Raw genomic sequence first — 25,674 nt, forward strand, 5'->3', positions numbered from 1 at the left:
TTAACGTTGACACCCATTAACATTACCATCAAGGTTTAGACATTGTAAACTAACTTTTGAAAAGCTTTGATGTATATCCCCATTTGAAATCATGCTTGGCTTTAGAAAAGGCAAGCGTTAATGTGAATCACGACTCATTAAAATTGAAAACAGAAATTCGATTTCTATTATTTCAACACCACTTTTTATTATTCGGCATGTAACATGAGTATGAAAATACCAGTCATCAGTTAAAATAAAAAAAAGAAATAAGGATTTTACTCCTTATTTAAATTATTCCAAGTTTATGTGCAGTTTTTTCATCCACTTTACCTGTTACTTTGAGTCCTTTGTCATGTTGGAATTCCTTGACTGATCTTTCGGTGAAGCCTTTGTAGTTGCCGTCGATTTTTAAGTAGTGGCCTTTGTATGTCAAGTAGTATCCATGGTCTTTTAAGGCTTGTTGGATATCTTTAACTGTGGATTTGTCTTTGCTTCCTTTGGAAACTGTTTTGAAAGTAACTATGACTTTGATTTTTGATTTTTTGGTTACTTTGTTGTAGTATTTGTTTCCTTTGTATTTTATAACTGCATTGAATGTACCTTTTTTGTTTAGTTTTTTGATTTTGAAAGTGGCTTTGCCTTTACTGTTTGTTGTGGCATTATAGGTTTTGCCTTTGACTTTCAATGTGACTTTGGCTTTTTTGATTGGTTTACCTGTATTGTCTTTTAGGGTTATTGAGTATTTTTTGGTTTTAACTGATTTTTTGTATGTTTTGTTTTTGGCAGTTATTTTTGGTTTGGCCTTTTTGACTGTGACTTTAACATCCTTGGCTGACTGGTCATATTTATCATTGCCGTTGAATGTTATTTTAGCAGTGTAAGTTTTAGGCTCTAAACCTTTTGTGGATACTTTGATTTGGCCGTTATTATCCGTAGTGTATGTTTTAGCGCCGTTCAAGTCAACTGTTATGTTTACATCACTGATTGGTTTTCCGTAAGCATCTTTTAAGGTTACAATTAGATTCTTTCCGCCATTATAGACTGTTGAAACTGCAGAAGATTCAATTTCGGTTGGCACCTTGCTTACAGTAACATTAACAGTAGTTGAATTTTCAATGTAAACCCCATCACCGCCAACCTTAACAAGAATATTGCCAATACCTTCCTTCAATGCAGTGACAACTCCTTTATTGTTAATGCTGACAACACCAGAGTTATCTGGAACAAAAGTAACATTCAAACCATCTGGGGATGTAGTGGCAACAACAGTGAAAGTATCATCAACAAATAAATTCAAAGTAGAGTTATTTACAGTAACAGTTGCATCCTTCAAACTGACAGTAACTGTAACGGTCTTATCTTCAGCAGGAGCATACTTGTCATCACCTGCAAATGAAACAGTGATAACGGCTTTACCTGCACCGACAGCTATGATTTTGCCGTCTTTGACGATTACAACTGATTCATTACCGGATGCATATGTTAAGTTACCTGCATCCGCAGGTGTTAATGTAGCACCAGAGCTAATTTCATCAAGAACTTTCAAATCAACAGTTGCATTGGTGAGATTTATTTCGGTAGGTATCTTGCTTACTTTTACGGTAACGTTGGTTGTGTTGATGGCATAGGTCTGGTCGTTACCGACAGTTAATGTGATTATTGCTGTTCCTTCGCCAACTGCACGAAGTAGTCCGTAATCGGTAACAGTAGCAACAGATTCATTGCTAGAGGAATATTGGACTGCCAGGAAACTAGGGTTTACTGTAGGATTAAATTCGTATTTATCATCAACATTCAAATCCAGGGTTTCATTTTCAACACTTACACTGGCATCTTTAGGTGTAATGTAAACTGTTATGGTTTTGTTTTCGGCAGCAGCATAGTTGTCGTTTCCTTCAAATGAAACAGTGACTGTGACATTTCCTTTGATGCGAGCCCAAATTGTGCCCTCATATGCTAATGCAATATCTTCATTACTAGATTGGAAAGTCAGATTGCCTGCATCGGCAGGAGTTAATTTCGCCACATCATTAATCTTGTCACCTGCTTTCAAATTAATGGTTTCATTGGCAAGAATGATTTCAGTATGGGCTTTGTTTACGGCGATGTTGGCTGTTTTGGTCACCGGATTGTGGTTGGCATCAGCTTTTGTAGTTACACTCAAAGTATAGTTTCCAGCATCAAGGACAGGAATCATGATTGTAAAGCCCATGACATCCGCTTCAATGACATCACCCTTTTGGGTTATGATGTTGGCAGCGATGCCTGTGGCTCCCTCGGTTGTCACGGTAATGTTTGCGGCCTGACCATAATCAAGAACAGTGTCTGTAACGTTGAGTATTGAATTGATTTTTTTGACTGTCACGTCTTTTTGAGCCAGATTGTTTGTGTAGTTCCAGTCATCCTCTTTGGCAAATGCATTGGCAAAGTTAGGAATGTCTCCTCTTGCAGCTTTAGCTTGGGAAAAGACCTTCAAGGTAGCATCTGTTCCGTTGGCCATAAATCCTATTTCCCACCAATACTCATTTCCGATGTTTTTATAGTATGTGCCGTTGTCGGTGATTGCATTGAACATTTCAAAGTAATCTCCAGGGAAGTTATTGTCCACATAAACGTCGGTGGCGTTTGTTCCGTTGCCGGCGTTATGGACAGTTAATGTCCAGACAACAACGTCGCCCACGAAATACTCATCCTTATCAGTGGTTATGGTTATTGATACATCAACGATTGGAGTGACTGTCAGATTTCCTTTTGCAGTTGCATTTAAGAAGGAATCATCACCAGAATATGTTACTGTGACGTTGTATTCGTCCGGGTTGACTTTTCCAAGTGAAACCGTATCGTTCAGAGCCATATCTGTGAATGTGTAATCGAATTTCTTACCTTTAAGTGTTATGTTGACTTTTCCGGTAGCTGTGCTGTTGTAGTTGAGTGAAATTACTGTATTGTTGCTGTAATAGACATCCTGAGGGTCTAAAGACATTTCCGGATTTGCTTTGATGTTGAATTTGATGGTATATACTATATTTTCCACTGATGCTGTTACACTTCCAGTTCCTGTGCTTTCAGGATTGAATACAATTGCATCATCGAGATTTACGATACCTTTGTCAACTTCACCGTTTGCTTTTGTGATTGTAAGGTTGACAGGCTTTAGGAGATTGTTGTTGTAGTTGGAAATGTTTCCTGAAGTGTTGTATGCATATAACTTGAAGACAATCTTTGATGAGCCTGTAACTGGAACTGGATTCGGATTAGCTGTAGCATTCATAAACAGCCAAACGTTTGAGGTTTGTGATGGAACCCCTCCAATGTAATTGTCTTGTGTGTTCCCAAACCAGTTGTAGTCAGTGTTCATGTTTCCGAAATCTGCAAAGTCGATGACATCAGTTGTAACGTCATTGTTGAGGAATATATTGTTGTTGACGTTCATCTGGCCGTATGAATCCCATGCCTGGCCAACGACTCCAAATTCGGCAGTGTTGTTGATGAACAGGCATCCTGAAACGTTTCCCACACCACTGGATAAATGAACAGCACTGAAATTGCCTGCAGAATTGTTTATGAATACGCAATCGGCAACTGCACTGTTGCCTTGATTGAAGTAGATGGCACCACCCCTGCCAGAGGGCACTTTGTTATTATTAAAAATACAATTTGATACATCACCATTTTCATTAAAGCAAACTGCTCCACCATAACTAGTTGCTTGGTTGTCAGTGAAATTACAATTTGATAGAGTACCTTGATTCCAGAAGTAAATTGCACCACCACCAATGCCATCGCCAGTTACTTTGTTACCAATGAAATTACAATTTGTTACATTACCAGTTCCGGAGAAGTAAACTGCACCACCACTACTAAATCCAGCAGTGTTAACAGTAAAATTACAATTTGTTACAGTACCTTCACCATTGAATCTAATGGCTCCACCATACTTAGCAGAGTTGTTAGTAAAATTACAATTTGTCACATTACCAGTATCCAAGAAGTAAACTGCACCACCATAGGTTGCAGTGTTATCAGCAAAATTACAATTTGTCACAGTACCTAGATCCCAGAAGTAAACAGCACCACCTTGAGATGTTGCGGTGTTGTTTGTAAAATTACAATTTGTCACAGTACCAGTACGATGAAAGTAAATTGCTCCACCATCACCATTATAGTTAGCATTTTCAATAGTCAGATTATTAATTGTTACATCACTTGCTTGAACATTAAATACCCTTGCTTTTTCTTGGGCGTTTATCGTATATCCATTACCGTTGACTGTAACTTTTCTATTGATCTTAACTCCATCTGCAAAATCGGCATCATAATGATGGTCATAAGAATAATCATTTGTCAGATCGATTTTCGCTTTGTCATTGGCATTTATTGTATGATTCAATGCCCAGAATGTATTGTTGGGCATTATTGTTATTGTTCTGTTAATCGCTTTGAATTCAGCATATTCAGTATTGAAGGTAGCATAATAGAAACCGACCGGCAAATCTACAGTCCATCCTTCACCACTTAAACAACTATAATTGCCAATCCATGCATCATTGTCTTTATAGTAAACACTTATTGAGATATTTCCATTATACACTGGCATGCCGCTGTTTGTTTTCAAGTCAAATGTTAATTTCTCACCCGAACCATAAAAAGTTGTGAAATTATCATCATTCAAAGTAGGTGGAAGAATAATTGTATTAATATTTGGATTTGTTTTGAAAATACAAGTGTCAGCAACAGTGGACTGCTGGTAGCTAAAAATAGCCCCACCACTATTAGCAGAGTTATTAACAAAATTACAATTTTCAGCCCTGCCAGTAGTGTGAAAATAGAAATAAATAGCTCCACCAGTTGAAGCAGCATTGTTTTTAGTGAAATTACAATTTATCACTTCACCAGAAGACTCTATATCGAAATAAATAGCTCCACCATTTGAAGCAGCATTTTTAGTGAAATTACAATTTGTTACGCTACCAGTTGAATAAACATAGAAATAAATAGCTCCACCAGTTGAAGCAGCATTGTTTTTAGTGAAATTACAATTTGTTACGTTACCTGAACATATATAGATAGCCCCACCACTACCATGCTCGCCAGTTGCTTGGTTATCAATAAAATTACAATTTGTTACAATACCTGAACCTTGAAAGTCGATAGCACCACCATGATCAAAAGCAGTGTTATTTGTAAAATTACAATTATCAACAGTACCTGTAGAACTTTGACTAAAGAAAATAGCACCACCATAATTTGCAGCAGTGTTATTTGCAAAATTACAATTTTCAACAGTACCTGTAGAACTTTGACTAAAGAAAATAGCTCCCCCTCTATCAGTATAGTTGGCATTTTTAATTGTTAGATTTTTAATTGTTACTCCTGCAGTATTTACAGTGAATGCTCGGATTGTTGATTCGGCCATATCTATTATTGCACCATTACCGTTGATAATGCCAGGAGTTGTGATGGTAATTGTATCGCTTTCTCCATTATATTTATAATAAGCCGGTTGTAGATTTATATCTCCTCCAGAGCCAATGTCATTGGATAAATCTGCATATGTCTTTTCTTCAAAACTTAATGTATCCAGGTTATTTTGCGCAGCTGTGGTTTCCTCATCACTTACAGTTAGTATTTCAGCACCATTTGTTTGGATTGTTTTTTGACTTTCATCTGTTGTGGTTATCTCATCGCTTTGAGATAATTCTATTGCTGTATCCTCACTAGCTACCAATATATCGTTCACATCACTGGCGCATACACCGGTGATGCTTAAAAGAAAAATAGTTAGTATTAATATGATTATGCTTTTTTTGCATTCCATCTTCCCATTACTCCATGAAAAATATTTTGCTAAAAATGTTTTATATTAAACGAATAAACTTAAAAGGTATTGATTTTGTCTAAAACATTCAAAATACAGTTAAAAGTCTATCAATAAATATATAAATATATAACTATACATGGACATGAGCGCCGGTAAACTGATATTTATATGGCTAACTATTTTAGTTAAACCATAATGAATTGGAACATATTTCAATCATATATTTATTTAAATGACATATTAATGACAAGACAAAAATAAGATAAAAAAGCCAATACCCCCTGCATTTATTGGTCGGCACCTATCCATGCTTAAAACAGGCACTCGTCGGTACCGACCAATATTAGTGTAAAATGTAATACCTATTGATTGGATAATTATTACTGCCAACAATAAAATAAAAAAAGTTGTAGTGCAATCACACTACATTAATTTACAAGATTTCAAGTTTTTTAACAGTTTTTTCATCCACACTACCAGTTACTTTGAAATCTTTGTCATGCTGGAACTTTTTAACTCATCTGACATTACAGCCATCGTTTTAAAAAAAAAAATGATGTAATGTTAACTCCCCCCATTAAAATTTAAAGAAGAAGTTTGCTTTTGATTTGATTAATCTAAAAAAATACCTTTAAAAAGAAAAAAATAATTAAAATAGTGCATGAGCACTATTTTACTTTAACTGTTGTTTTTATTGTATCTTTAAGGTAAGTCACTTTGACAGTGTAGGTTTTGCCTTTTTTGAGATTTTTGATGACATTTTTCTTCAGAGTCTTCTGGGCAATTCCCTTAGCATCGGTCTTTACCCTGTAAGTTTTGCCGTTGAGCTTGAATGTAACGGTTTTGCCTTTGACGAGCTTTCCGTTGATTTTAAGCCTAGCCTTTAATGTGAACTTCTTGGCAGTCTTTTTGACGGTTACTTTGGAAGCTGTGAGCACCTGCTTTACGGTAACCGCATTCTTATAGGTCTTGCCGTTGAAACTGGTTGTCATTGTGTACTTTTTAGGAACATCAGTTATCCTGATTTTGGCCACACCGCCACTGTCAGTTGGAACTGTAGTTGTCTTGCCGTTGATTTTGAATGTTACCTGAGCTGCAACAACAGCACGACCATCGGAAGTCACGACTTTAACTGTGAAGTATTTGCTGCCATCATAATCGACTGAAATGTCCTTGTTGTTGATGATTTTTGTGTCATCGGCCACAGTGTAAACTTTAAGGCAAACTGTCTTATTTTCTAGAGTGATATCACTCCATGTGCTGCCGTTGGCACTTACAAATGACATTCCATGAATATAATGATTTCTTGAGTGGACCTCATAAGGAAGGGAATTGCTTTTAAAGACAACTTTAAACCTGTCTCCTTTTTTAACCGGAATATAACTGCTTAAGACAATTGTCCGGTATCCTGCAAACTCACTTTTGCTGTTTTGGGAGTAAACTAGCTTACTGTTCACGTAAATATCAAAGGAATAATCGCTGCCTGCCTGGTTGAAGTATGTTCCAACCCCTGCAATCAAATCATCATATTCTGCAGTAAATTCATTGGAATATTGGGTGTAATTGCCATCAAAACCATATAAACCACTCAAATCAGTCTGGTAATTGGCATGATAATCAATGTCATTGGTGAAAACGCATGCTACAAGAGGAATAGATTCATTCGTATCAGGATCCCGTGCAAATAATGACTTTTCATAGTAGGATAAGTAGAAATATCCTTTATCTCCCCAGTCGGTTCCCCAGCTGTTTTTGACAATCCATGCGCCGTCACCCGGCGGAGTAATCAAAAAGTTATCGGCAGAATAATTGTCATCCCATCCGATAACGGCAACGCCATGGCCGGGCATAAGTGATTCATTGGTATAGTGCGCAGAAGTATTCTCATTGAAATATGGTTCGCCAAAACTGCTGGCATAAGCAATTGAAACTGCCCCATAATTTAAAATAGCCTTTTTAACGTCATCTACATAATCAGTTGTATTCGGAATTATGAAGCAAACGTCCTGAAGGCGTATCTTATTGGTACTGTCAACAAAAACGGATAATTTTCCAATCTCATCATATTCCTCTTCCTTTTCACCAACACTCAGCCAGCTGACTACATTGGCCAAAGCCATATAATCGTTACCCCCTTCATCTGCCATTGAAAATCCAAAATCTGAGTATCTTATTTGGAGATTTTGAATATAATTTTCGGAGATGTCATACCTGATGCCTGTTGCTTTTAAAAGAGCAGATTGCAATGCTTCTCCAAATGCAAATGTCCAGCAGGCACCCATCCTACCCTGATTTTTAACCGGTGAAACCCATCCCCAATCACGTAAATCAAACCGTGACGGAAGAGTGGTAACATTGATTGAATTGTTGATTAATGTCAGATTCAATGCAGGATATGTAAAAGATAGTGGAGCATAGAATGACTGATTGGTGATTATGCTCTCATTATTATACTCATTGCTGTTGAGATTGCACCCATTCTTGTCAAAATCAGTGAAAATCGCATTTGTATTGTTTGCAAAAAGACATTTGGTGATATTATACCATGATTCACAGGCATAAACTGCATTTCCCATATATGCAGAGTTATTGATGAATTTGGAACCCACCAATGTCATATTGCTCACATCACAAACTATTGCACCCCCATAACTTCCAGAATTGTCTTCAGTAAACCCGTTTGAATCAAAGATGCAATCATCGATTGTGCTGTTGGTAAATGAGACATAAACTGCTCCCCCAACAAGAGCTTTATTGTCTGTGAAGTTGGAACTTCTCAAGACCAGATTTCCTCCCAATTGAATATATGCACCGCCAATCATGGATGAAGCATTGTAAAACACGCAATCAATTATGGTTGCATTACAGGATTCCATTCCATAATCCACAAGCATGGCACCTGCATTCTTAAATGATTTGGTGTTTATGAATTCACATCCTCTGATATAGGAGTTGCCGGACCACCTTATGGCAATTGCTCCTGCAGACTTATCTGCAGTGAGATTAACAAAACTGGAACTTGTGATTGAAGATTCGGAATTTTCAAAATATAGTGCAGGGGCATAATCGGAGGATATGTTTATGAATTCTGAAGTATCTATCTGGACTTTGGAGTTTAAAGCAAAAATTTGGCCATATTTATTTGATATGCTTGAAGTGACAAATGTGTTGCAGACATTTAATGTGGAATTATCCGAATATATGGATTGTCCTCTTTCATCAGCATAATTGTCAATAAAGCGGGAATTGCTGCAATTTAATTTCATATTATAACATGCGATTGCCCCGCCACGACTGGCATTATTGTTGATGAAAGTCACGTTGTTCAAGGTAATCTGTCCTGCAGCATATATTGCTCCTCCTTTGGAGGCATTGCCGTTGATAAATACAAGATTGTTTATTGTCACATTGGTTCCTGTAATGTTGAATATTCCAGATTGCATGTTGCCGTCGAGAACATGATTGTTTCCGTTTATCGTGAAGTCGCTTTTATCGATGAGAACCGGACCGCTGTCGCTTTCATTGCTGAAAGTGTAGTCACATTTCACTTCGAACGTGGCCTGTGATTCATTGATGTCGTTGCCCAATTGTGTGAACGTTTTTGGATTATCTGTCAATATTTCATTGTTTTCATCAGTATTTAAGTTATTGCCCAGTATTGATTCGATTGGCATGCTGTCCTCACCAGCAATTTCGGCATCATTCATGTCACTAGCGCATGCACTGGCAATACCAAACAGAAAAACAGTCAGGATTATTAAAATAACCATGCTTTTTTTGTATTTCATCCTTGAACTCCTAAAAATTGTATGCCAAAAATGTTCTATATTATTCAAACAATACTAAAAATGATTCTATTTTGTTCAAAACATTTAAAAGATGACTAAAAGTTTATCAATAAATATTTATATATATTATGGATTTTAATGAATGGAGATTATAAACAGATATTTATATAACTAACTATTTAGTTAAACCATAATGAATTGGAACATATTTCAATCATATATTTACTTAAAGGACATTATTAATGACAAGCCAAAAAAATAAGATAAAAAAGCCAATACCCATTGCGTTTATTGGTCGGTACCTACCCATGTTTAAAACAAGTACTTTTCTTTTTACTGTAACAATTATTACAACTTTGGCAAATTGATACTCCATCACCATTTGCTTTCCAATCGGCCAAAAAGTCAGCTTGTGCTACAAATGGTTTAGACATTGACATGAACTCCACATCACTATTATTTAAAATATCATTCATAGATTTCATATCTCTAGAGTTCCCACCTAAAATCACAGGAATGTCTATCGCATCTATTAAATCATCAACATAAACTAAAAATGGATGTTTGTCCGCACCATAATATAAATAGGAAATTGTTCTTGCAGTCAATTGTATACTGTCTGCACCTGCTTTTTCCAACTCTTTTGCAATAGCTATACTTTCATCAGCAGTAACACCCCCTTTTCGAACATCCCATGGGTTTATTCTGCAACTTACATGCATATCCATTGTGCTTTTAATAACTTTTATAATTTCAGATGAAATCCTTACACGATTTTCAGTATTTCCACCATATTTATCATCTCTTTGATTGAAATACGGGTTCATAAATCTTGAAAGATAAAAATTGTTTCCCATGTTGATTTGAATTCCATCAAAACCTGCAAAAGAGAATTTTTTAGCAGCCATAATAACTTCGGCTTGTAATTTTCTAATTCCTTCTAATTGGATTTCATTAGCTTCGACTTTTTGATTATCCCCATCATCATAGTAAAAGAATGCTAATTGGCCCAAAATAGGAACATCATAATTGTGAACGATATCAGTGACTAACTTATAATCCTTAATAAAACCCCTATAATTCATATTAGTGGAATATTCAAAAAATCTATCTTTGTGGTCTAGTGCAAATATTTCAGAAACAATTAAACCAGTTCCACTACTTGCAATCTTTTCATATCTATCATAGATTGCAGGTGTTAGAAATCCTCCTTCTTCTGTTTCAGTTTCCCAAGTTCCAGTTCTAACAATACGACTATTGAGTTTTAAATCACCAAATTGGCATTCATCAAAAATATCTTTCATATTATCACAGCCAATAATTATAACAAAAAAAATGTATAAAAAAAGAAAATTAAAGGTAATCTATTTGATTACCATTAAAGTATCACCGATACTTACTGCATCACCTTGCTCTACAAAAATTTCTTCAACGACACCATCAACTTCAGATTGAATGTCATTTTCCATTTTCATTGCTTCTATTACAGCAATTGTAGAGCCTTGTGTTACTTTATCTCCAACATTGACATTGACCTTAATTACCATACCTTGCATTGGAGAGGAAACTGCTCCTTCAACGGGTTGGAAATTACCGCTTTCTGTTTCTTCAATTTCCATAAATCCAGTAGGCATGATTTTAACTTCAAATACATCTCCGTCAACTTCAACATTATATTGTGTTGGAATTCCAATAGCTTCATCTTCATTAAGTGATTGAGGTGGTTTGAGTTCTTCCTCTTCAGCTTCACCTTTAAGGAATTTTGGAGCAATTGGAGGATATAACGCATAAGTTAAAGCATCTTCATCAGATTTAACAAATCCTTTATTTGTTCCTTCAGATTTGAATTTATCAAATTCCGGTTCAAGTAAATCTGCAGGTCTGCAGGTAATTACTTCATCATCTCCAATGATTTTTTTAGAAATTTTTTCATCAACTGGAGCTGGTGGTTTACCATACATTCCTTTCATGTATTCTTTGACTTCGTTAGATACAGTTTTATATCTTTCCCCACCTAAAACATTCATTACAGATTGAATACCAACAATTTGACTTGTTGGTGTAACAAGAGGCGGATATCCCATGTCTTTTCTAACTCTTGGCATTTCTTCAAGAACATCATTGTATCTATCAAGTGCATTTTGTTCTTTGAGTTGGGAAATAAGATTTGAAAGCATGCCACCAGGGATTTGGTATAACAATACATCAGCATCAATACTTTCAGAGATTGGATCAAGAATACCTAAGTATTTTTCTTTAATATCCTCAAAGTATTTTTTAATATGAGTTAATAATTTTAAATCAAGACCAGTATCAAATTCTGTTCCTTGTAGGGCTGCAACCATACTTTCTGTAGGTGGTTGGCTTGTACCCCATGCAAGAGGTGAAATAGCTGTATCTAAAATATCCACACCTGCCTGACAAGCAGCATAGTAACTTATAGGAGTCATACCACTAGTACAATGACAGTGTAAATCTACAAGCAAATCTGTTTCTTCTTTTAATTTTGATACTAATTCATAAGCTGCTGTAGGAGTTATCAAACCAGCCATGTCCTTAATTGCTACTGAATCACAGTCAAGCGCCTCTAAGTTTTTAGCAAGTTCAACAAAATCATCTAAAGTATGAACTGGACTGATTGTGTAACTAATTGTTCCTTGTACATGAGCTCCTTGATCTTTAGCAACTTTAATAGCTTTTTCCATATTCCTAATATCGTTTAAAGCATCAAATACTCTGAAAATGTCCACACCATTTTCATATGATTTTTCTACAAATTTAGTTACAATATCATCAGGATAATGTTTATACCCCACGAGATTTTGTCCCCTTAAAAGCATTTGAATTGGAGTTTTGTTAAATTCAGATTTCAATTGTCTTAATCTTTCCCAAGGATCTTCGTTTAAGTATCTAATACAAGTATCAAAAGTAGCTCCACCCCAAGCTTCTACTGAAAAATAACCGACTTTATCCATTTCTTCAGCAATAGGAATCATATCCCTAGTTCTCATCCTAGTTGCAAGTAGAGATTGGTGAGCATCACGAAGTGCTGTTTCTGTAAATCTTACTTTTGCCATTTATTACACCTCTTTCATTTTTATTTAAACAATAATCATAAAGTATTCAACTATAATATATATTCTTATTATTATATAAATTATTAAGAATTAAACAAATTGTTAAAAAAAAATGAAAAAAGTTAATGAAAAAACAAAAAAATAAAAATGAGAAATAGATATGAAAAACTATCTATTTAAATTTATCATAAAATGTTAAAAATAATTGAAAAATTATCTTTCCAATTCTCCGGAAATGAATTTTTCAACATTTTCATATGCCACATCATCATCAAATTGGATTGGAGGATGTTTCATAGTATATGATGAAATAGATGTTAATTGTCCACCAATACCTCTTTCTAAACCGATTTTACAACATCTCACAGCGTCAATTACGCATCCAGCAGAGTTTGGGGAGTCTTCCACACTAAGTCTTAGTTCAATGTTCATTGGAACATCCCCAAAAGTGCGACCTTCCATTCTAAGGAAACATAATTTATTATCATTTTGCCATGGGACATAATCACTTGGTCCAATGTGAATATCTCTGTCATCCATCCTTTCATCTAAAACTGATTGAACTGCTTCAGTTTTGGATTCTTTTTTAGAGTCTAATCTTTCACGATTAAGCATATTTAAAAAGTCGGTGTTACCACCAGTATTGATTTGATAGGTTCTGTCTAATTTTACACCCCTATCCATGAATAAACTAGCTAGTGTTCTGTGTGTAATAGTGGCACCAATTTGAGCTTTGATGTCATCTCCAACAATAGGAATTCCTTTAGCCTTGAATTTAGCATCCCATTCATCATCACTTACAATGAATACCGGCATACAGTTAACATATGCAATTTCAGCATCAAGAGCGCATTGTGCATAATATCTTGCAGCTTCTTCAGAACCCACAGGTAAGTAATTAACTAAAATTTCGGCTCCACTTTCCTTTAAGACATTTACAACATCAACAGGCTCTGCATCACTTACAACAAAAGTGTATTCATCATCATACTTGGACATGTGTTCTGCAACACCATCCAAAACATGCCCCATACTTACTTTTACATCATATTTAGGAATGTCTTTCTGGAAAACTGTAGTGCAGTTAGGTTTTGCAAATATTGCTTCATCAATAGTTTTTCCAACTTTTCTTGCATCAACATCAAAAGCTGCAACGACTTCAATATCACTAGGAGCATAACCTCCAATATCCCAGTGCATAAGTCCTATCGCATCTTCTGGATTTTTACCATCATAATAATGAATTCCTTGGATTAAAGAACTTGCACAATTTCCCAATCCTACAATCGCTATTTTAATTTTATTCAATATAACACCAGCTAAATAATTATAATAAATAATACTTTAAATAAATTAAATTATTAATATTATGTTATCTAATATACTTTATATAATTATTGTTTAGGTTTTGAATATGAAAAAAATATTATTTATTGCATTTTATTTTAACCATTCAAATGAAATAGCATCAAAAAGATTGCAAGGTGTTGCTAAATATTTGCCAGAATATGGCTTTGAACCGATTGTAATCGTTCCAAAAACTTCAAATAAAACTGTTTCAATAGATAATATTACAGTTATCGAAACCGAATATGAAGACATGATTTCAAAGTTTTTACCATCTTCCAAGAGCGGTGAAACAAGTAACGAAGCTCCTTCCAATTCACAACCTAATCCCTTAATTTCCAAAGCAATATCTCTTGCAGGAGAAGTTTTTGCATATCCGGATGGTATGAAATACTGGTATGAACCTGCATTTGAAAAATGTTGCGAGATTATAGAAAATGAAGAAATCTCCGGAATAATTTCATCATCTTTTCCAATAACCTGCCATACAATAGCTCATGATTTAAAAGAGAAATATAATCTCCCATGGATTGCTGATTTAAGAGATTTATGGAATCTGAATCCTTATGTCAACCATACTTTCATCAGAAATTACTTTGAAAAAAGATTGGAGATTGAAACATTTAGGAACGTGGACATCCTAACCACAACAACTCCGCTAGCCCGCAAAACCCTGCAAAGCCTGCATCCTCAAAAAAGAATAGAATCAGTTGTTTCAGGCTATGATCCGGAAGACTTCAAAGATATCCAGCAGACCCATAAAAGTGAAAAGCTGACATTGATGTATGCCGGTTCGCTTTACGCTGGAAAAAGAGACCCTTCCATATTATTCGATGCAATACGCCAATTGGTTGATGAAGATAAAATTGATTCAAATAAAATTACCCTCGATTTTTATGGTGACACTACCAATTTAGTGGAATTATCCAAAAAGTACAATATTTCACCAATTGTAAATATACACGGCAAAATCACTCATGAAGAAGTCCTGCAAAACCAAATGAACTCAGACGTACTATTATTAATCTCCTGGATGAACGAATCAGAAAAAATGTTTATTCCTGGAAAAGTTTATGAATATATGGCTTCACAAAAGCCTATATTGTCAATAGGATATAAGGAAGGCTCACTTAAAGATTTAATCGGAAAAACTGAAATCGGTTATCACATCTCAAATGTTGAAGATTGTAAAAAAGCTATTTATGATTATTACATCAAATATAATAATAACGAATTAAAATATTGTGGAAATGAGTTTGCAGACGAATACTCAATGGAAAATACTGCAAAGAAATTCTCACAACTTCTTGAGGAAATACAATGAATCCCTATATTGAAATTTTAAGACCTGGAAACGCTTTGATGGGAGCAATATCAATCATTTTAGTTGCCCTTATCGATAAAACCATAAGTATTCCTGTTGTGCTTGCAATGATTACCGTGTTTTTTGAAACAGCTGCAGGAAACGTTATAAACGATTATTTTGATTACAATATCGATTTGATAAACAAACCCGAAAGGCCGATTCCATCAGGTAGAATTTCCCTTAAAAACGGCAGAAATTACGGATATTTCCTATTTCTGGCCGGGACAATATGCGGATTTTTAATTAGTTATATGACAAATAACTGGATTCCTTTTGGAATTGTTCTAATCGCAGATGTTATTCTTTACTTATATGCATATAAACTAAAGACAACTCCATTGATTGGAAATCTGGCAGTCGGTTTCATGACAGGTTTCGGATTTGTTTTCGGAGGATTCTGCATAAACAATCCTCAAATCATAACGACTTCAATATTTCTGGGATTTTTTGCATTCGTAATGACAACCGCCCGTGAAATAATCAAAGACATAGAAGATATCGAGGGAGACAAGGCGGACGGCGCTAGGACATTGCCTATAATGATTGGTACAAAAGTTCCTGCATTAATTGCAACCGTATTAATCATCACCGACAGTGCATTATGTCCTTTATTATACTTCTATAATATCTTTGGAATTTTATATTTGGTTATAATAGCCATTGCAGTGTTGTTATTCTTATATTGTGCATTTATAATTATCAAATCCCAGGATGAAAAAACAGCGGCAAAAGCATCCAAATATTTAAAAATAGGTATGTTAATCGCATTTGTTGCTTTTGCAGTTGGATCATTTTAGTTGATATATTTTTACGCTTCCAAACTCTTTGACTAATGAATAATCAGTCAAATTCACATTATTAAGCGAAGCATAATATGTCGCATTCTTGTCCAGCAGTTCCTGATTCAATAATGTATCATTTCCAGCATTGCGCGGATATTGAACTTCTTTTTGTAACTGCCAGGTGTAAATCGGACCCCTGTCAGAAAGTATTATCCCATCCTTATCACCAAGCCACTCGCCGGCAGCTTTTTCATTTAAAGCAATGGAGTCATCGTGAATGCTTGCCACATAGCCTACGCTAGCAGCCAGCATCAGAAACATCATGAAAATCGGAATTAAATATTTCAGATTGAATCCCTTAAATTTAATGCCATTAATTCTATTCAACAATATCTCAACAGAAAGTACAACCAGAAATATGAATCCGGGAGCCATTGATGTGAAATATCTATCTGCCTTGATTAAATGAGCAGTAAAAAATATCAGATAAGCCAAAAAGAATCCTGCCATTGCAATATTAATGGCAAGATAAGGATAAGTGCTTAACCAGACATTATCAACTTCATCAAAGTTTATGATAATTTTTGTTAAGGAATAAGCCAACAGATACATTCCTGCAAACAACAAGAGTTCCGAATAGACAAATGAAAACAGACTAGCTGTAAAAAATGAAACAATGATCATTACAAAAGAAACTATTAAGAAAACATACATTAACTTTGCAGGAACTTGGAGCTTATGAATACTTGATTGAGTATCCTTAATTTTCAAATATGAGTTTCTGAAGGTATTTGAAAACATGTATATTATTAAAATTATTCCAATGACTGTGACGGCCAGTATTATGATTCCAACAATATAATTGGTTGAGGAGATATTATAAAGTAAACCTTTAATATAGAAAAACAGGTCATTTCCCATTAGCTTTCCGCCGTGAGTTGCAGTCATGGACCTTTCAGCAGAAACTTCAGAGGCCTGATTTAGAAAACCAAATGGAATATGATTTAAAACAAAATAGGCAAAGAAAGGTATTGAAGTTATCAAACCTGCAATGATTCCACCAAAAATGTTTTTAAAGTATTTTCTAATGTTATTAGCAATATTTGTCCTACTCATAAAGTATAAGATCATGACTCCAAAAATAATGGCACCAGTATACTTGGTAAAGAAGCTTAAAACTGCAAGAGGAAATGCAATATAGAAATATTTCTGATTTTTTTCCATTCCCTGAATAAAGAAATACAGAGCCCATATCATTAACGCGACAAATGCAATGTCCAAAGTACCATTAGCTACCCATCTAACGTTAATAAGCAAGGTTCCATATAAAAAAGCTCCAAAAAATGCATAAAAATTATTGAATCTTAATCTCAGCAGGTAGAACATTCCAAGGATTCCTATGAAAAAGAAAATTCCGGAAGTAAAAAAGATGCTTGCCTCAGAGACAAAACCCATTCCAAATAATATCGAAGTCAAAAAGGGAATGAATGGAGGCAGATAATTAACATGAGCATAACCCGCAATATTAACACCTGACATTCTCAAGGATTCAATTAGATAAAAAAATACGTCCCTATGCGAATGGCCTAAAATAACATGTGTTGAGTTTTGATAAATTATTGCAGCAGTTATTGTAAATGCAAACACAACCACCATCAGCAATGTTAATTTATTTTCAAGTTTCTTATCCAAATCAAACAAACGAATCCCCCTTGATTATACATATTGTTAGACAATATAATTTAAAATTTTTGAAAAAAAGTATTATTATTGAAACTACAAATAGATTAATAGTATGTTTTTAAAAGATTTTAATTTAAATAAAAAGGATGTATACTTCCTAATTATAACTCTGATAATCAGTTTAGTTTTGACTGGTTATTATATATTGTTCAATGCAAATCTAGGAATATACTGTTCTGATGTTTATGTATATCTTTTAAATGCAGTTTATTTTAATGGAACAAATATAAATTCGGCAAACACAATCTATTTATCTCCGATAATCTGCTATTTAACATCTCTTTTATTCAGATTGGGCTTGAATGATAAAATTGCAATATTCATCGTTACGGGAATCTTTGCAATTGTGGGAAACATCGGATTGTATTTGCTGTTAAAGACAAGATTTGACGAAATATTGAGTTTATGCGGAGTCATTCTTTATTCAACATTTGCAATCAACCTAACCTGGCTTGCAAACGGAACATTGGACATTCCTGCAGTCAGCATCACAATCCTAATTGTGCTGTTGAGCATTGTTGCAATAAATAAAAATCCAAAGTATTATGTATTATTGGTTCCGATGTTGGTTATTGGAATTTTCACCAGATACACAGTAATTTTAATTCTTCCTGTTCTTGCATTATATTACATATACTACAAAGGCTTTACAGTTGATAAAAAAGATTTGAAATATATCTTAATCGGCATTATTCTGGGAATTGCAATTCTGGCAATTATCTACATTAAAATCGACCATATGAGTTTTGGCAATATTGGAGTGAACAGCCAAATATCCGGTGGAGTGAGCGGAGACAAGGGATCCACCATCGACCAAGCATACAATACAGATACATTTTATTACCTGACCAACTTTATAAACTTCATTTCATCCTCAAGCGTAAGCCTTGCAACAAAAACACCCGTCCTGGAAAATCCGACAATAAATTCATTTATAATTATAGCCATATTGGCTATCGGATCCATATTGTTCATTGAAAGAAATGATTTTAAACTGAAAGAGAATTTACTTCCAATTGCAATATTTATAATTTCTCTTGTAACATTTAACCATATCAGCTCATTCATAACAATCATTTTGACATTCATCGGACTGTTTTTAGTTGGAAGAAATAGTGAAAATAAGACAGGAATTGTAATGCTGGGTTGGATACTCGCATACCTCATTTTCTTCAGTTACTACAATATAAAAGTCAACAGATACATAATCCCGGCAATTCCTCCATTAGTTTATCTGATATTATCCGGCATAGAACTGATAAATGAAAAAACTAATATCAACAGAAACATTATTCCGATTGCCCTAATAATATTATTTTTAATTCAAGGATTTACATTCTGTTTTGCATTTGAGGATACCCAGGACTATAAAGCCATTGAAGACATGTCAGATTATATAAAAAGTGAAGTTCCGGATTATTCCAATCAGACAATTGGCGTTTACAATATGAGACTGTATCATTGGTATTTGGGCAAAAATGTAACTGGAATCGAGAGTAATAACCAGACAAAAATCGAAGAGGCAAACATTACATATTACATCTCGAATATTCCTCAGGATAACTTAACTAACTTTAAAGAAATAAAAAATATTGAGAATTTATATTTATATGAAAAGAGTGTTTAAAATGAAAATTTTACATGTTGTACCTTCGTTTGCTCCTTGCTTTTCGCATGGGGGAGTGGTTAATGCATCTTACCAAATTGCAAAAAAGCAAGTTGAAAATGGACATGACGTTACAGTCTACACTACAGACAGCTGTGATGAAAGATTACGATTTGAAAAAAATTACGATGTTGATGTTGATGGCATTAAAGTATTTTATTTTAAAAATCTGTCAAATACATTTAAGAATAAGGCAACAATCGATACTCCAGTCAGTCTAATCAATTACCTTAAAAGAACCATCAGGAATTTTGATATTATTCACATTCATGAACACAGACACTCATTGGCCATTGCAACACACAGATATGCCAAAAAATATGATGTTCCCTATGTTTTACAGGCTCACGGATCTGTGCTTCCATTCTTCCAGAAAGAACAACTTAAAGAAATTTTTGACAAGATGTGGGGATTTGACATATTGCATAATGCATCACGAGTTTTTGCCCTAACCGAAGTTGAAAAAGAGCAATACCTAAAAATGGGAGTTTCAGAGGACAAAATTGAAATTGTTCCCTTAGGGATAAATCTAGACGAATATGATAACCTGCCTGCAAAAGGATCATTCAAATCAAAATACAATATTGGTGAAAATGAAAAAATAATCCTGTTTTTAGGAAGAATACATGAGATAAAAGGTCTTGATTTGTTGATTAAGAGTTTTAACAGAACCAGAAATGACAATGCCAAACTGGTCATTGTTGGTGGTGATTACGGCTTTAAAAATGAACTTGAAATTTTAATTAATAATTTCAACTTAAAAGATAAGGTTATATTTCCAGGCGTTTTAACAGGTCGCGATAAGATTGAATCACTGGTTGATTGCAACATATTTATTATGCCTTCAAGATACGAATCATTTACAACAAGCGGTCTTGAAGCAATGGCATGTTCAAAACCTCTAATCCTGACAAAAAACAACCATATCCACACATGGGTAAAGGACACTGTGGGCCTTGTATGTGAATTTGACGAAATAGAATTGGCCAATTGTATTGAAACTCTTTTAAATGACGATGAATTATGTGAAACGTTTGGGCAGACTGGACGAAAATTGATTGAAAGCAAATATGATTGGAACAAAGTTTCAAAACAGATTGAAAGCATTTATGAAAAATGTATCACCAAATATTAGAAACATATATAACAAAAAAAATTAAATAAATAGTATCATAAAAGCAATTTTAAGAGGATAATATGAAAGTTGTATGCTGTAAGAACTGTGGTGCAAAATACCAACTCGATGATGATGACGATATCACAACATTTGAGTGTTCTTCATGTGCAGGTGACTTAGAATACTTAGAAAATTATTCTAATGGCGAAACTAAATCCTATGATTCATTTACAGACCCTATCAAGTATGATAATTCATATATTGTGCAATGCCAAGACTGTGGACTAAAATTTAAAATTAAAAGCAGTGCCAGCATCATTGATTATGAATGTGATAGCTGTGGTGGATCTCTAAGATATTTAGATGACGACATGAATAAAGAGTTAGATAAATTTATTGAAGAAAGGAAAAAAGAAGTTGACGCTATTAGACAAGAAAATATGGCTAAAAAACCAACATCTGAAGAAACAAAAGCAGAAGATAACATACCTTCCATAAAATCAATTACTGGTAAACTCGAAAATTTCTTTTCAGAAGAAAGGTTGCTTCAAATAGCAGATGATGAAAGAGAAGAACAAGAGTTAGAAGAAGATGCAAAAACTGCTAGGACTACTATTCCTCTATCTGTTTTATCAAAATTTGGAAGAGAATTTGCTGTTCCAAAAACTGATGACTACGATGTTTTAAAAAATTTCCTTAAAGATGAATTTTTCAAAGGAATGGACGAATACTACCCAAAAAATGCTGAAACTTCAGAATCTGGAGGTTTTCTTAATAGATTTAGCATTAAAGAACCTGGAGATGAAATGACAAAATCACCAGGAATATTAATGGAAGAAAAAGATAATAAAAGCTTTGACATTAAAAATATGGATGGCAATCAGTCCCTCATTGTTGTTGGAGCAATTATCTTTATCGTGAGTATTGCTGAGATACTTCTCATTAATAGTGGTATAGGCCTTGTTGCATTATTTATTGGAGTAATTATCTTATGTTATGGTATTTATAAAACAAGAGATGTGAAAGAAGTAGAAAAAAGAACAAAAATTATCAGAGAACACTTGTTAAGCCTTCCTGGAGAATATTACGTCTTTTATAATGTTAAAATACCAACTGCCAATTCTGGAATTAACCACTTAGTTGTAGGCCCAACTGGAATTTATGCTCTACTTTCCCAAAAGTATAATCCTAAACTTAGATTAGAATCTGAAAATGAAAATCTAAATTTAATCGGGTCAACTGAAACCGATGAAACTAAAATCGAAGAATTTTCAACCATTGGAAATGCGAAAAGATTTAGATACACTACTAAACAAGCTAAATTTTCACAAGACAACAAAATTAAGCAAAAAGCACTTGGTTTAGGTGAAGAATTAATAAACTTCCTTAATGACAACAACATCAAAAACTGCTTTGTTGAACCTCTCGTTGGATTCATAAACAATGAAGTTGTTGTAATAAATATGCCTTTAACTGATGAAGACTTATTTATTGAAGAATTATTAAATAAAATCCAAACAAGTACAATAAAATTAGATCCTGAAACAATCGACAAATGTGCTGTTTTAATTAACAGATATTCTGCAGATTGCTCTTCAGAAATTTAATTTTTTCTTTTTTTATTTTTAAGATAAAATGATTATTAACAAAATTAAGAAAAAAATATACTTACATAGATGTAAGAGAGTTGCAAAAAGTTATGGAGATAATTTCAAAGTAAATGGTGAAAGTTACACCACTCCAAATACAACCTTAGGCAACAATGTTAATTTTAATGGAATGAAAATTCAAGGATCCGGCAATGTAGTTATCGGAGACAATTTCCATTCAGGTGTAGAGTGCATGATTATTACAAGCATTCACAATTATGACAATGGAAATGCAATACCCTATGACGACACAATCATATCAAAAGATGTTATAATCGAAGATAATGTCTGGCTTGGAAACAGAGTAATAATTTTACCAGGCGTTCGACTTGGAGAAGGTTCAATTATCCAGGCAGGAAGCGTTGTAGTTAACGATGTTCCAAAATATGCTATAGCTGGAGGCCATCCTGCAAAAGTCTTTAAAAATAGAGACATCGAACACTATGAAAAATTAAAAAAAGAAGGAAAGTTCCACTAAATCATTCCCTTAATCAAATCTATTTCTTTTTTATCAATTCCTTTTAACAATAACAGTACTGCAAAATAAATCATAACAGCAATAGCAATAACGATTAAAATATTAAAAATGCCATAAGGATTTGCTATTTTTACAAAAACGCCCATAATAGCTGAAGCAATAATTATCTTAGCTATTGATTTATAATCAAACGGCAGGCGAGCATATTTTCTTGAATAAAATAATGTCATGGAAAATGCAAAGAAGTAACAAATCAATGTTGCAAGTCCAGCTCCAAATATTCCCAAGTAAGGTACTGAAAAAATATTTAAAACAATGTTTAAGATAGCTACACTAATCCAGATATATCCCAATACAGTAGTTTTTTTCTCTAGAATAATAATATTATTTGAAATACCATATATTCCCATAAATATTGCTCCAAGAGCAACCAACGGAGTAACTATGAATCCCTGATTTGCAATAATATCTGTTGTCAAAATGTATAATAATGGTTTTGAAAGCAAACTCATACCAACAGCGGCCGGAACAGTAATTAAAAGATAATATTTCATGGAATAGGTTAAAAATGTATCAACTTTTTCCATGTCTCCCGCTTCAAAGTATTCTGGAAGAACTGCCGGGAGTAACACTGCAAAAGGAGTTAAAAACATTAAAAGAATACTTCCAAGAGCATAACCTGGAGAATAACATCCCACAGCTGCAGATCCCAAAAATATGCCAATGACAAACTTATCACTTGAGTCAACAACCCATGAAGAGACATTGTTTGGAACTGTTGGAATTGCAAATTTCAATTCATCACGTAAACTTTTAAGTTTTGTAGTAAAACCCAATTCACGAACAATTAAAAATGCCATGGCTATAAATGTAAGTAAATAACCAGTTAACAAACCTAAAACAACAATTTCAATAGGATAATGCATTAATGTCAAAACAATGCTGACTCCAACACCAATATAAGTTTGTAATACTAAAAATCCAGAATAATAAGTTATTCTTTGAAATGTTCTGAAATAACTTAAAAGCATTAAATTTAAACAGGCTAAAAATGAAATAACAATTACAATCGCCATTATTTGCATGCTTCCATCAAATAATGCATTGGCAATCTGGGATGAAAATACAATAAATACTACAACCATTACAAGTGTTGAAGCTAAAACCAGAAGCATCATCGAATAAAATGACTGTTTAATTACCGATTTATCTTTTTCAGCTGCTAAAAACCTTACCATAGAATATGGGAGACCTAAATTAACAATATTCGGAACTAAAGCAATGACAGTATTTACTTGAGCCCAAACCCCATAATTTGCAGTTGAAAAGTTTTTTGTGATGATTGGGATAAATATCAATCCACTAAGAGATATTAAGATATTTGCAATACCTACAACCCCTATTCTTTTAATAAATTGAACATACTCATCCATTATCAATCACACTCTTCAACAATTTTGTATCCAAATTCTTAAAAAAGAAATTTTTATCATACTCTGATGGTTCAAATCCATCCAAATTATTAATTAAATCATTAACATTAGTAATTTTGAAAACAAAATTTTTATTGATTAAATCATTTAAATATTCCACACCAGGGACGTCTAAAATGAAAGTTTTACAATTAAACATCAATCCTTCATAAATAGCTGTTGAAAATGCCCCAACCTGATAATTAGACTTTGCAAACAGCTCATATAATGGAGTTTCACTATTGTCAATTACTTTAAAATTATCAAAGGATGTTGCTTCAACCAATTTAGGATAATTTTCTCTCCAAGTTGCATATTCTCCCGGATGCAATTTATAAATAATATTGTGCTCTTTAAGCTCGCTTGCAAGCTCAAATGCAACTTTTGATAGATATTTTCCAATAACTCCCTGTGATATGAACAAGACTTGATTGTCATTAACTGGAATATTAATAAAATCTTTTGATTGAGATTCAAAATATGGAAATCCAATTGGAATAATGTTTTTAGCATCAATAGGGCAAGTTTCATCATTAATCCAGTAATCACCAAATGTTAATATTTTATCTGGGAAATATTTTATATCTCCATTTAATCTAGTTTTTTTAGGATAAGAGTACCCCAAATGATAATCAGTGATAGTTCCATGTTGAAGTTCTACAACTGTAATTCCTAAATCTTTTGCAGCTGCAACAATAGCCTGATTTTCATAAGCTACGACAACAAAAACCAGTTTAGGTTCTCGTTTTTTAAATAGCTCAGTATATTTTTTATAATCATGAGTAAAATTGAGAATATGGATTGTTAATATCCATTCTAAATTAATTTCTAAATTAAATGCATCCTCAAGTTCCTTTCTAACAGTTGAAATTAAACTTTTTTCTTTGTCGGTGAATTCAACTTTATTGAATTTTTTATAGATGTAAGAACCTAACTGAATTCTATCAGTATATTTAATATAGGATTGTTTTTTTGTGAAGTGTTTGTTTAGATATGGTGCCTCTAAAACTTCAAATGAATAAGAATCCTTTAAAAAATCAACTAAAAAATTACTATAAATATCACAATACTCCCCATTATAAATAACTTTGCGGGGATGGTCAAAAATCAATATGTCTTTTTTCTGCCCGCCACTAAATGGATTGTGAACAATACTGTTTTTAACAAATGGTGTAAATGATTTAATCTTATCAAAAATGGATAGAGATTGTTGTTGGGGTGCTCCAAACGTTTGTGTTCTTCTTGTAATGTCATAATAAAGAAACATTCTAATTAATTGCCAAGGATAACAGCCTTGAATTTCCTGATAGTTAAGGCCATACTTTTCTTCAAGATTGAAAAATACCTCACATATGTCATGAACACTAAAAGCCATTAAAACACCAA

Annotated in this window: 14 protein-coding genes and 1 pseudogene; 6 read left to right on the forward strand and 9 right to left on the reverse strand. The window is 33.7% G+C overall.

Annotated features, from left to right (window positions below; translation table 11 throughout):
* Positions 1 to 268 precede the first annotated feature (268 nt).
* The 6 genes and pseudogenes from ACKI32_RS09925 to ACKI32_RS09950 form a co-directional block, all read right to left on the reverse strand.
* Entirely contained in the window at positions 269 to 5,800 is a 5,532-nt protein-coding gene (locus tag ACKI32_RS09925) for a right-handed parallel beta-helix repeat-containing protein (RefSeq protein WP_407415975.1), read from the reverse strand.
* A 436-nt stretch (positions 5,801 to 6,236) separates the two neighbouring features.
* Positions 6,237 to 6,311, reverse strand: a pseudogene (locus tag ACKI32_RS09930) (hypothetical protein); the annotation flags it as partial.
* Between the two features lie 160 nt (positions 6,312 to 6,471).
* Entirely contained in the window at positions 6,472 to 9,591 is a 3,120-nt protein-coding gene (locus ACKI32_RS09935) for a C1 family peptidase (protein ID WP_407415977.1), read from the reverse strand.
* Positions 9,592 to 9,893: 302 nt separating this feature from the next.
* Entirely contained in the window at positions 9,894 to 10,895 is a 1,002-nt protein-coding gene (locus ACKI32_RS09940; protein WP_407415979.1) for an NADH-dependent flavin oxidoreductase, read from the reverse strand.
* 60 nt (positions 10,896 to 10,955) lie between these two features.
* The gene (oadA, locus tag ACKI32_RS09945; RefSeq protein WP_407415981.1) at positions 10,956 to 12,668 is read right to left on the reverse strand and encodes a sodium-extruding oxaloacetate decarboxylase subunit alpha; all 1,713 of its coding nucleotides are present in this window, start codon (positions 12,666 to 12,668) and stop codon (positions 10,956 to 10,958) included.
* A 213-nt stretch (positions 12,669 to 12,881) separates the two neighbouring features.
* The gene (locus ACKI32_RS09950; protein ID WP_407415983.1) at positions 12,882 to 13,976 is read right to left on the reverse strand and encodes an inositol-3-phosphate synthase; all 1,095 of its coding nucleotides are present in this window, start codon (positions 13,974 to 13,976) and stop codon (positions 12,882 to 12,884) included.
* Between the two features lie 106 nt (positions 13,977 to 14,082).
* On the opposite strand from ACKI32_RS09950, the gene ACKI32_RS09955 reads away from it, so the two are divergent.
* Both ACKI32_RS09955 and ACKI32_RS09960 read left to right on the forward strand, forming a co-directional pair.
* On the forward strand, positions 14,083 to 15,339 hold the full coding sequence (locus tag ACKI32_RS09955; RefSeq protein ID WP_407415985.1) for a glycosyltransferase: 1,257 nt from the start codon (positions 14,083 to 14,085) through the stop codon (positions 15,337 to 15,339).
* Positions 15,336 to 16,178, forward strand: a complete 843-nt coding sequence (locus tag ACKI32_RS09960) for a UbiA family prenyltransferase (RefSeq protein WP_407415987.1) — start codon at positions 15,336 to 15,338, stop codon at positions 16,176 to 16,178. Before ACKI32_RS09955 ends, ACKI32_RS09960 begins: the two co-directional genes overlap by 4 nt.
* Here ACKI32_RS09960 and ACKI32_RS09965 read toward each other — a convergent pair.
* Entirely contained in the window at positions 16,170 to 17,864 is a 1,695-nt protein-coding gene (locus ACKI32_RS09965; protein WP_407415989.1) for a glycosyltransferase family 39 protein, read from the reverse strand. The two genes, ACKI32_RS09960 and ACKI32_RS09965, sit on opposite strands and share 9 nt — an antisense overlap.
* 94 nt (positions 17,865 to 17,958) lie before the next feature.
* Between ACKI32_RS09965 and ACKI32_RS09970 the strand changes: the two genes are divergently transcribed.
* The 4 genes from ACKI32_RS09970 (at position 17,959) to ACKI32_RS09985 (ending at position 22,816) form a co-directional block, all read left to right on the forward strand.
* Positions 17,959 to 19,533, forward strand: a complete 1,575-nt coding sequence (locus tag ACKI32_RS09970; RefSeq protein ID WP_407415991.1) for a glycosyltransferase family 39 protein — start codon at positions 17,959 to 17,961, stop codon at positions 19,531 to 19,533.
* A 1-nt stretch (position 19,534) separates the two neighbouring features.
* Complete coding sequence (locus ACKI32_RS09975) at positions 19,535 to 20,707, forward strand: glycosyltransferase (RefSeq protein WP_407415993.1); 1,173 nt, start codon at positions 19,535 to 19,537, stop codon at positions 20,705 to 20,707.
* Between the two features lie 62 nt (positions 20,708 to 20,769).
* Complete coding sequence (locus ACKI32_RS09980) at positions 20,770 to 22,296, forward strand: nuclease-related domain-containing protein (protein ID WP_407415995.1); 1,527 nt, start codon at positions 20,770 to 20,772, stop codon at positions 22,294 to 22,296.
* A gap of 28 nt (positions 22,297 to 22,324) precedes the next feature.
* Positions 22,325 to 22,816 (forward strand): acyltransferase, encoded by a 492-nt coding sequence (locus ACKI32_RS09985; RefSeq protein WP_407415997.1) that lies wholly within the window; start codon positions 22,325 to 22,327, stop codon positions 22,814 to 22,816.
* Here ACKI32_RS09985 and ACKI32_RS09990 read toward each other — a convergent pair.
* Positions 22,813 to 24,249, reverse strand: a complete 1,437-nt coding sequence (locus tag ACKI32_RS09990) for a polysaccharide biosynthesis C-terminal domain-containing protein (protein ID WP_407415999.1) — start codon at positions 24,247 to 24,249, stop codon at positions 22,813 to 22,815. The two genes, ACKI32_RS09985 and ACKI32_RS09990, sit on opposite strands and share 4 nt — an antisense overlap.
* Positions 24,242 to 25,663, reverse strand: a complete 1,422-nt coding sequence (locus ACKI32_RS09995) for a sialyltransferase (RefSeq protein ID WP_407416001.1) — start codon at positions 25,661 to 25,663, stop codon at positions 24,242 to 24,244. Before ACKI32_RS09995 ends, ACKI32_RS09990 begins: the two co-directional genes overlap by 8 nt.
* Between the last annotated feature and the right edge of the window lie 11 nt (positions 25,664 to 25,674).

The organism is Methanobrevibacter sp. (assembly GCF_045611865.1).
Classification (GTDB): Archaea; Methanobacteriota; Methanobacteria; order Methanobacteriales; family Methanobacteriaceae; genus Methanocatella.

Coding starts and splice junctions, on each gene's coding strand:
- ACKI32_RS09925 (WP_407415975.1), bottom strand. CDS start 5,800: ATGGAATGCAAAAAAAGCATAATCATATTAATACTAACTATTTTTCTT.
- ACKI32_RS09935 (WP_407415977.1), bottom strand. CDS start 9,591: ATGAAATACAAAAAAAGCATGGTTATTTTAATAATCCTGACTGTTTTT.
- ACKI32_RS09940 (WP_407415979.1), bottom strand. CDS start 10,895: ATGAAAGATATTTTTGATGAATGCCAATTTGGTGATTTAAAACTCAAT.
- oadA (WP_407415981.1), bottom strand. CDS start 12,668: ATGGCAAAAGTAAGATTTACAGAAACAGCACTTCGTGATGCTCACCAA.
- ACKI32_RS09955 (WP_407415985.1), top strand. CDS start 14,083: ATGAAAAAAATATTATTTATTGCATTTTATTTTAACCATTCAAATGAA.
- ACKI32_RS09960 (WP_407415987.1), top strand. CDS start 15,336: ATGAATCCCTATATTGAAATTTTAAGACCTGGAAACGCTTTGATGGGA.
- ACKI32_RS09970 (WP_407415991.1), top strand. CDS start 17,959: ATGTTTTTAAAAGATTTTAATTTAAATAAAAAGGATGTATACTTCCTA.
- ACKI32_RS09975 (WP_407415993.1), top strand. CDS start 19,535: ATGAAAATTTTACATGTTGTACCTTCGTTTGCTCCTTGCTTTTCGCAT.
- ACKI32_RS09980 (WP_407415995.1), top strand. CDS start 20,770: ATGAAAGTTGTATGCTGTAAGAACTGTGGTGCAAAATACCAACTCGAT.
- ACKI32_RS09985 (WP_407415997.1), top strand. CDS start 22,325: ATGATTATTAACAAAATTAAGAAAAAAATATACTTACATAGATGTAAG.
- ACKI32_RS09990 (WP_407415999.1), bottom strand. CDS start 24,249: ATGGATGAGTATGTTCAATTTATTAAAAGAATAGGGGTTGTAGGTATT.
- ACKI32_RS09995 (WP_407416001.1), bottom strand. CDS start 25,663: ATGGCTTTTAGTGTTCATGACATATGTGAGGTATTTTTCAATCTTGAA.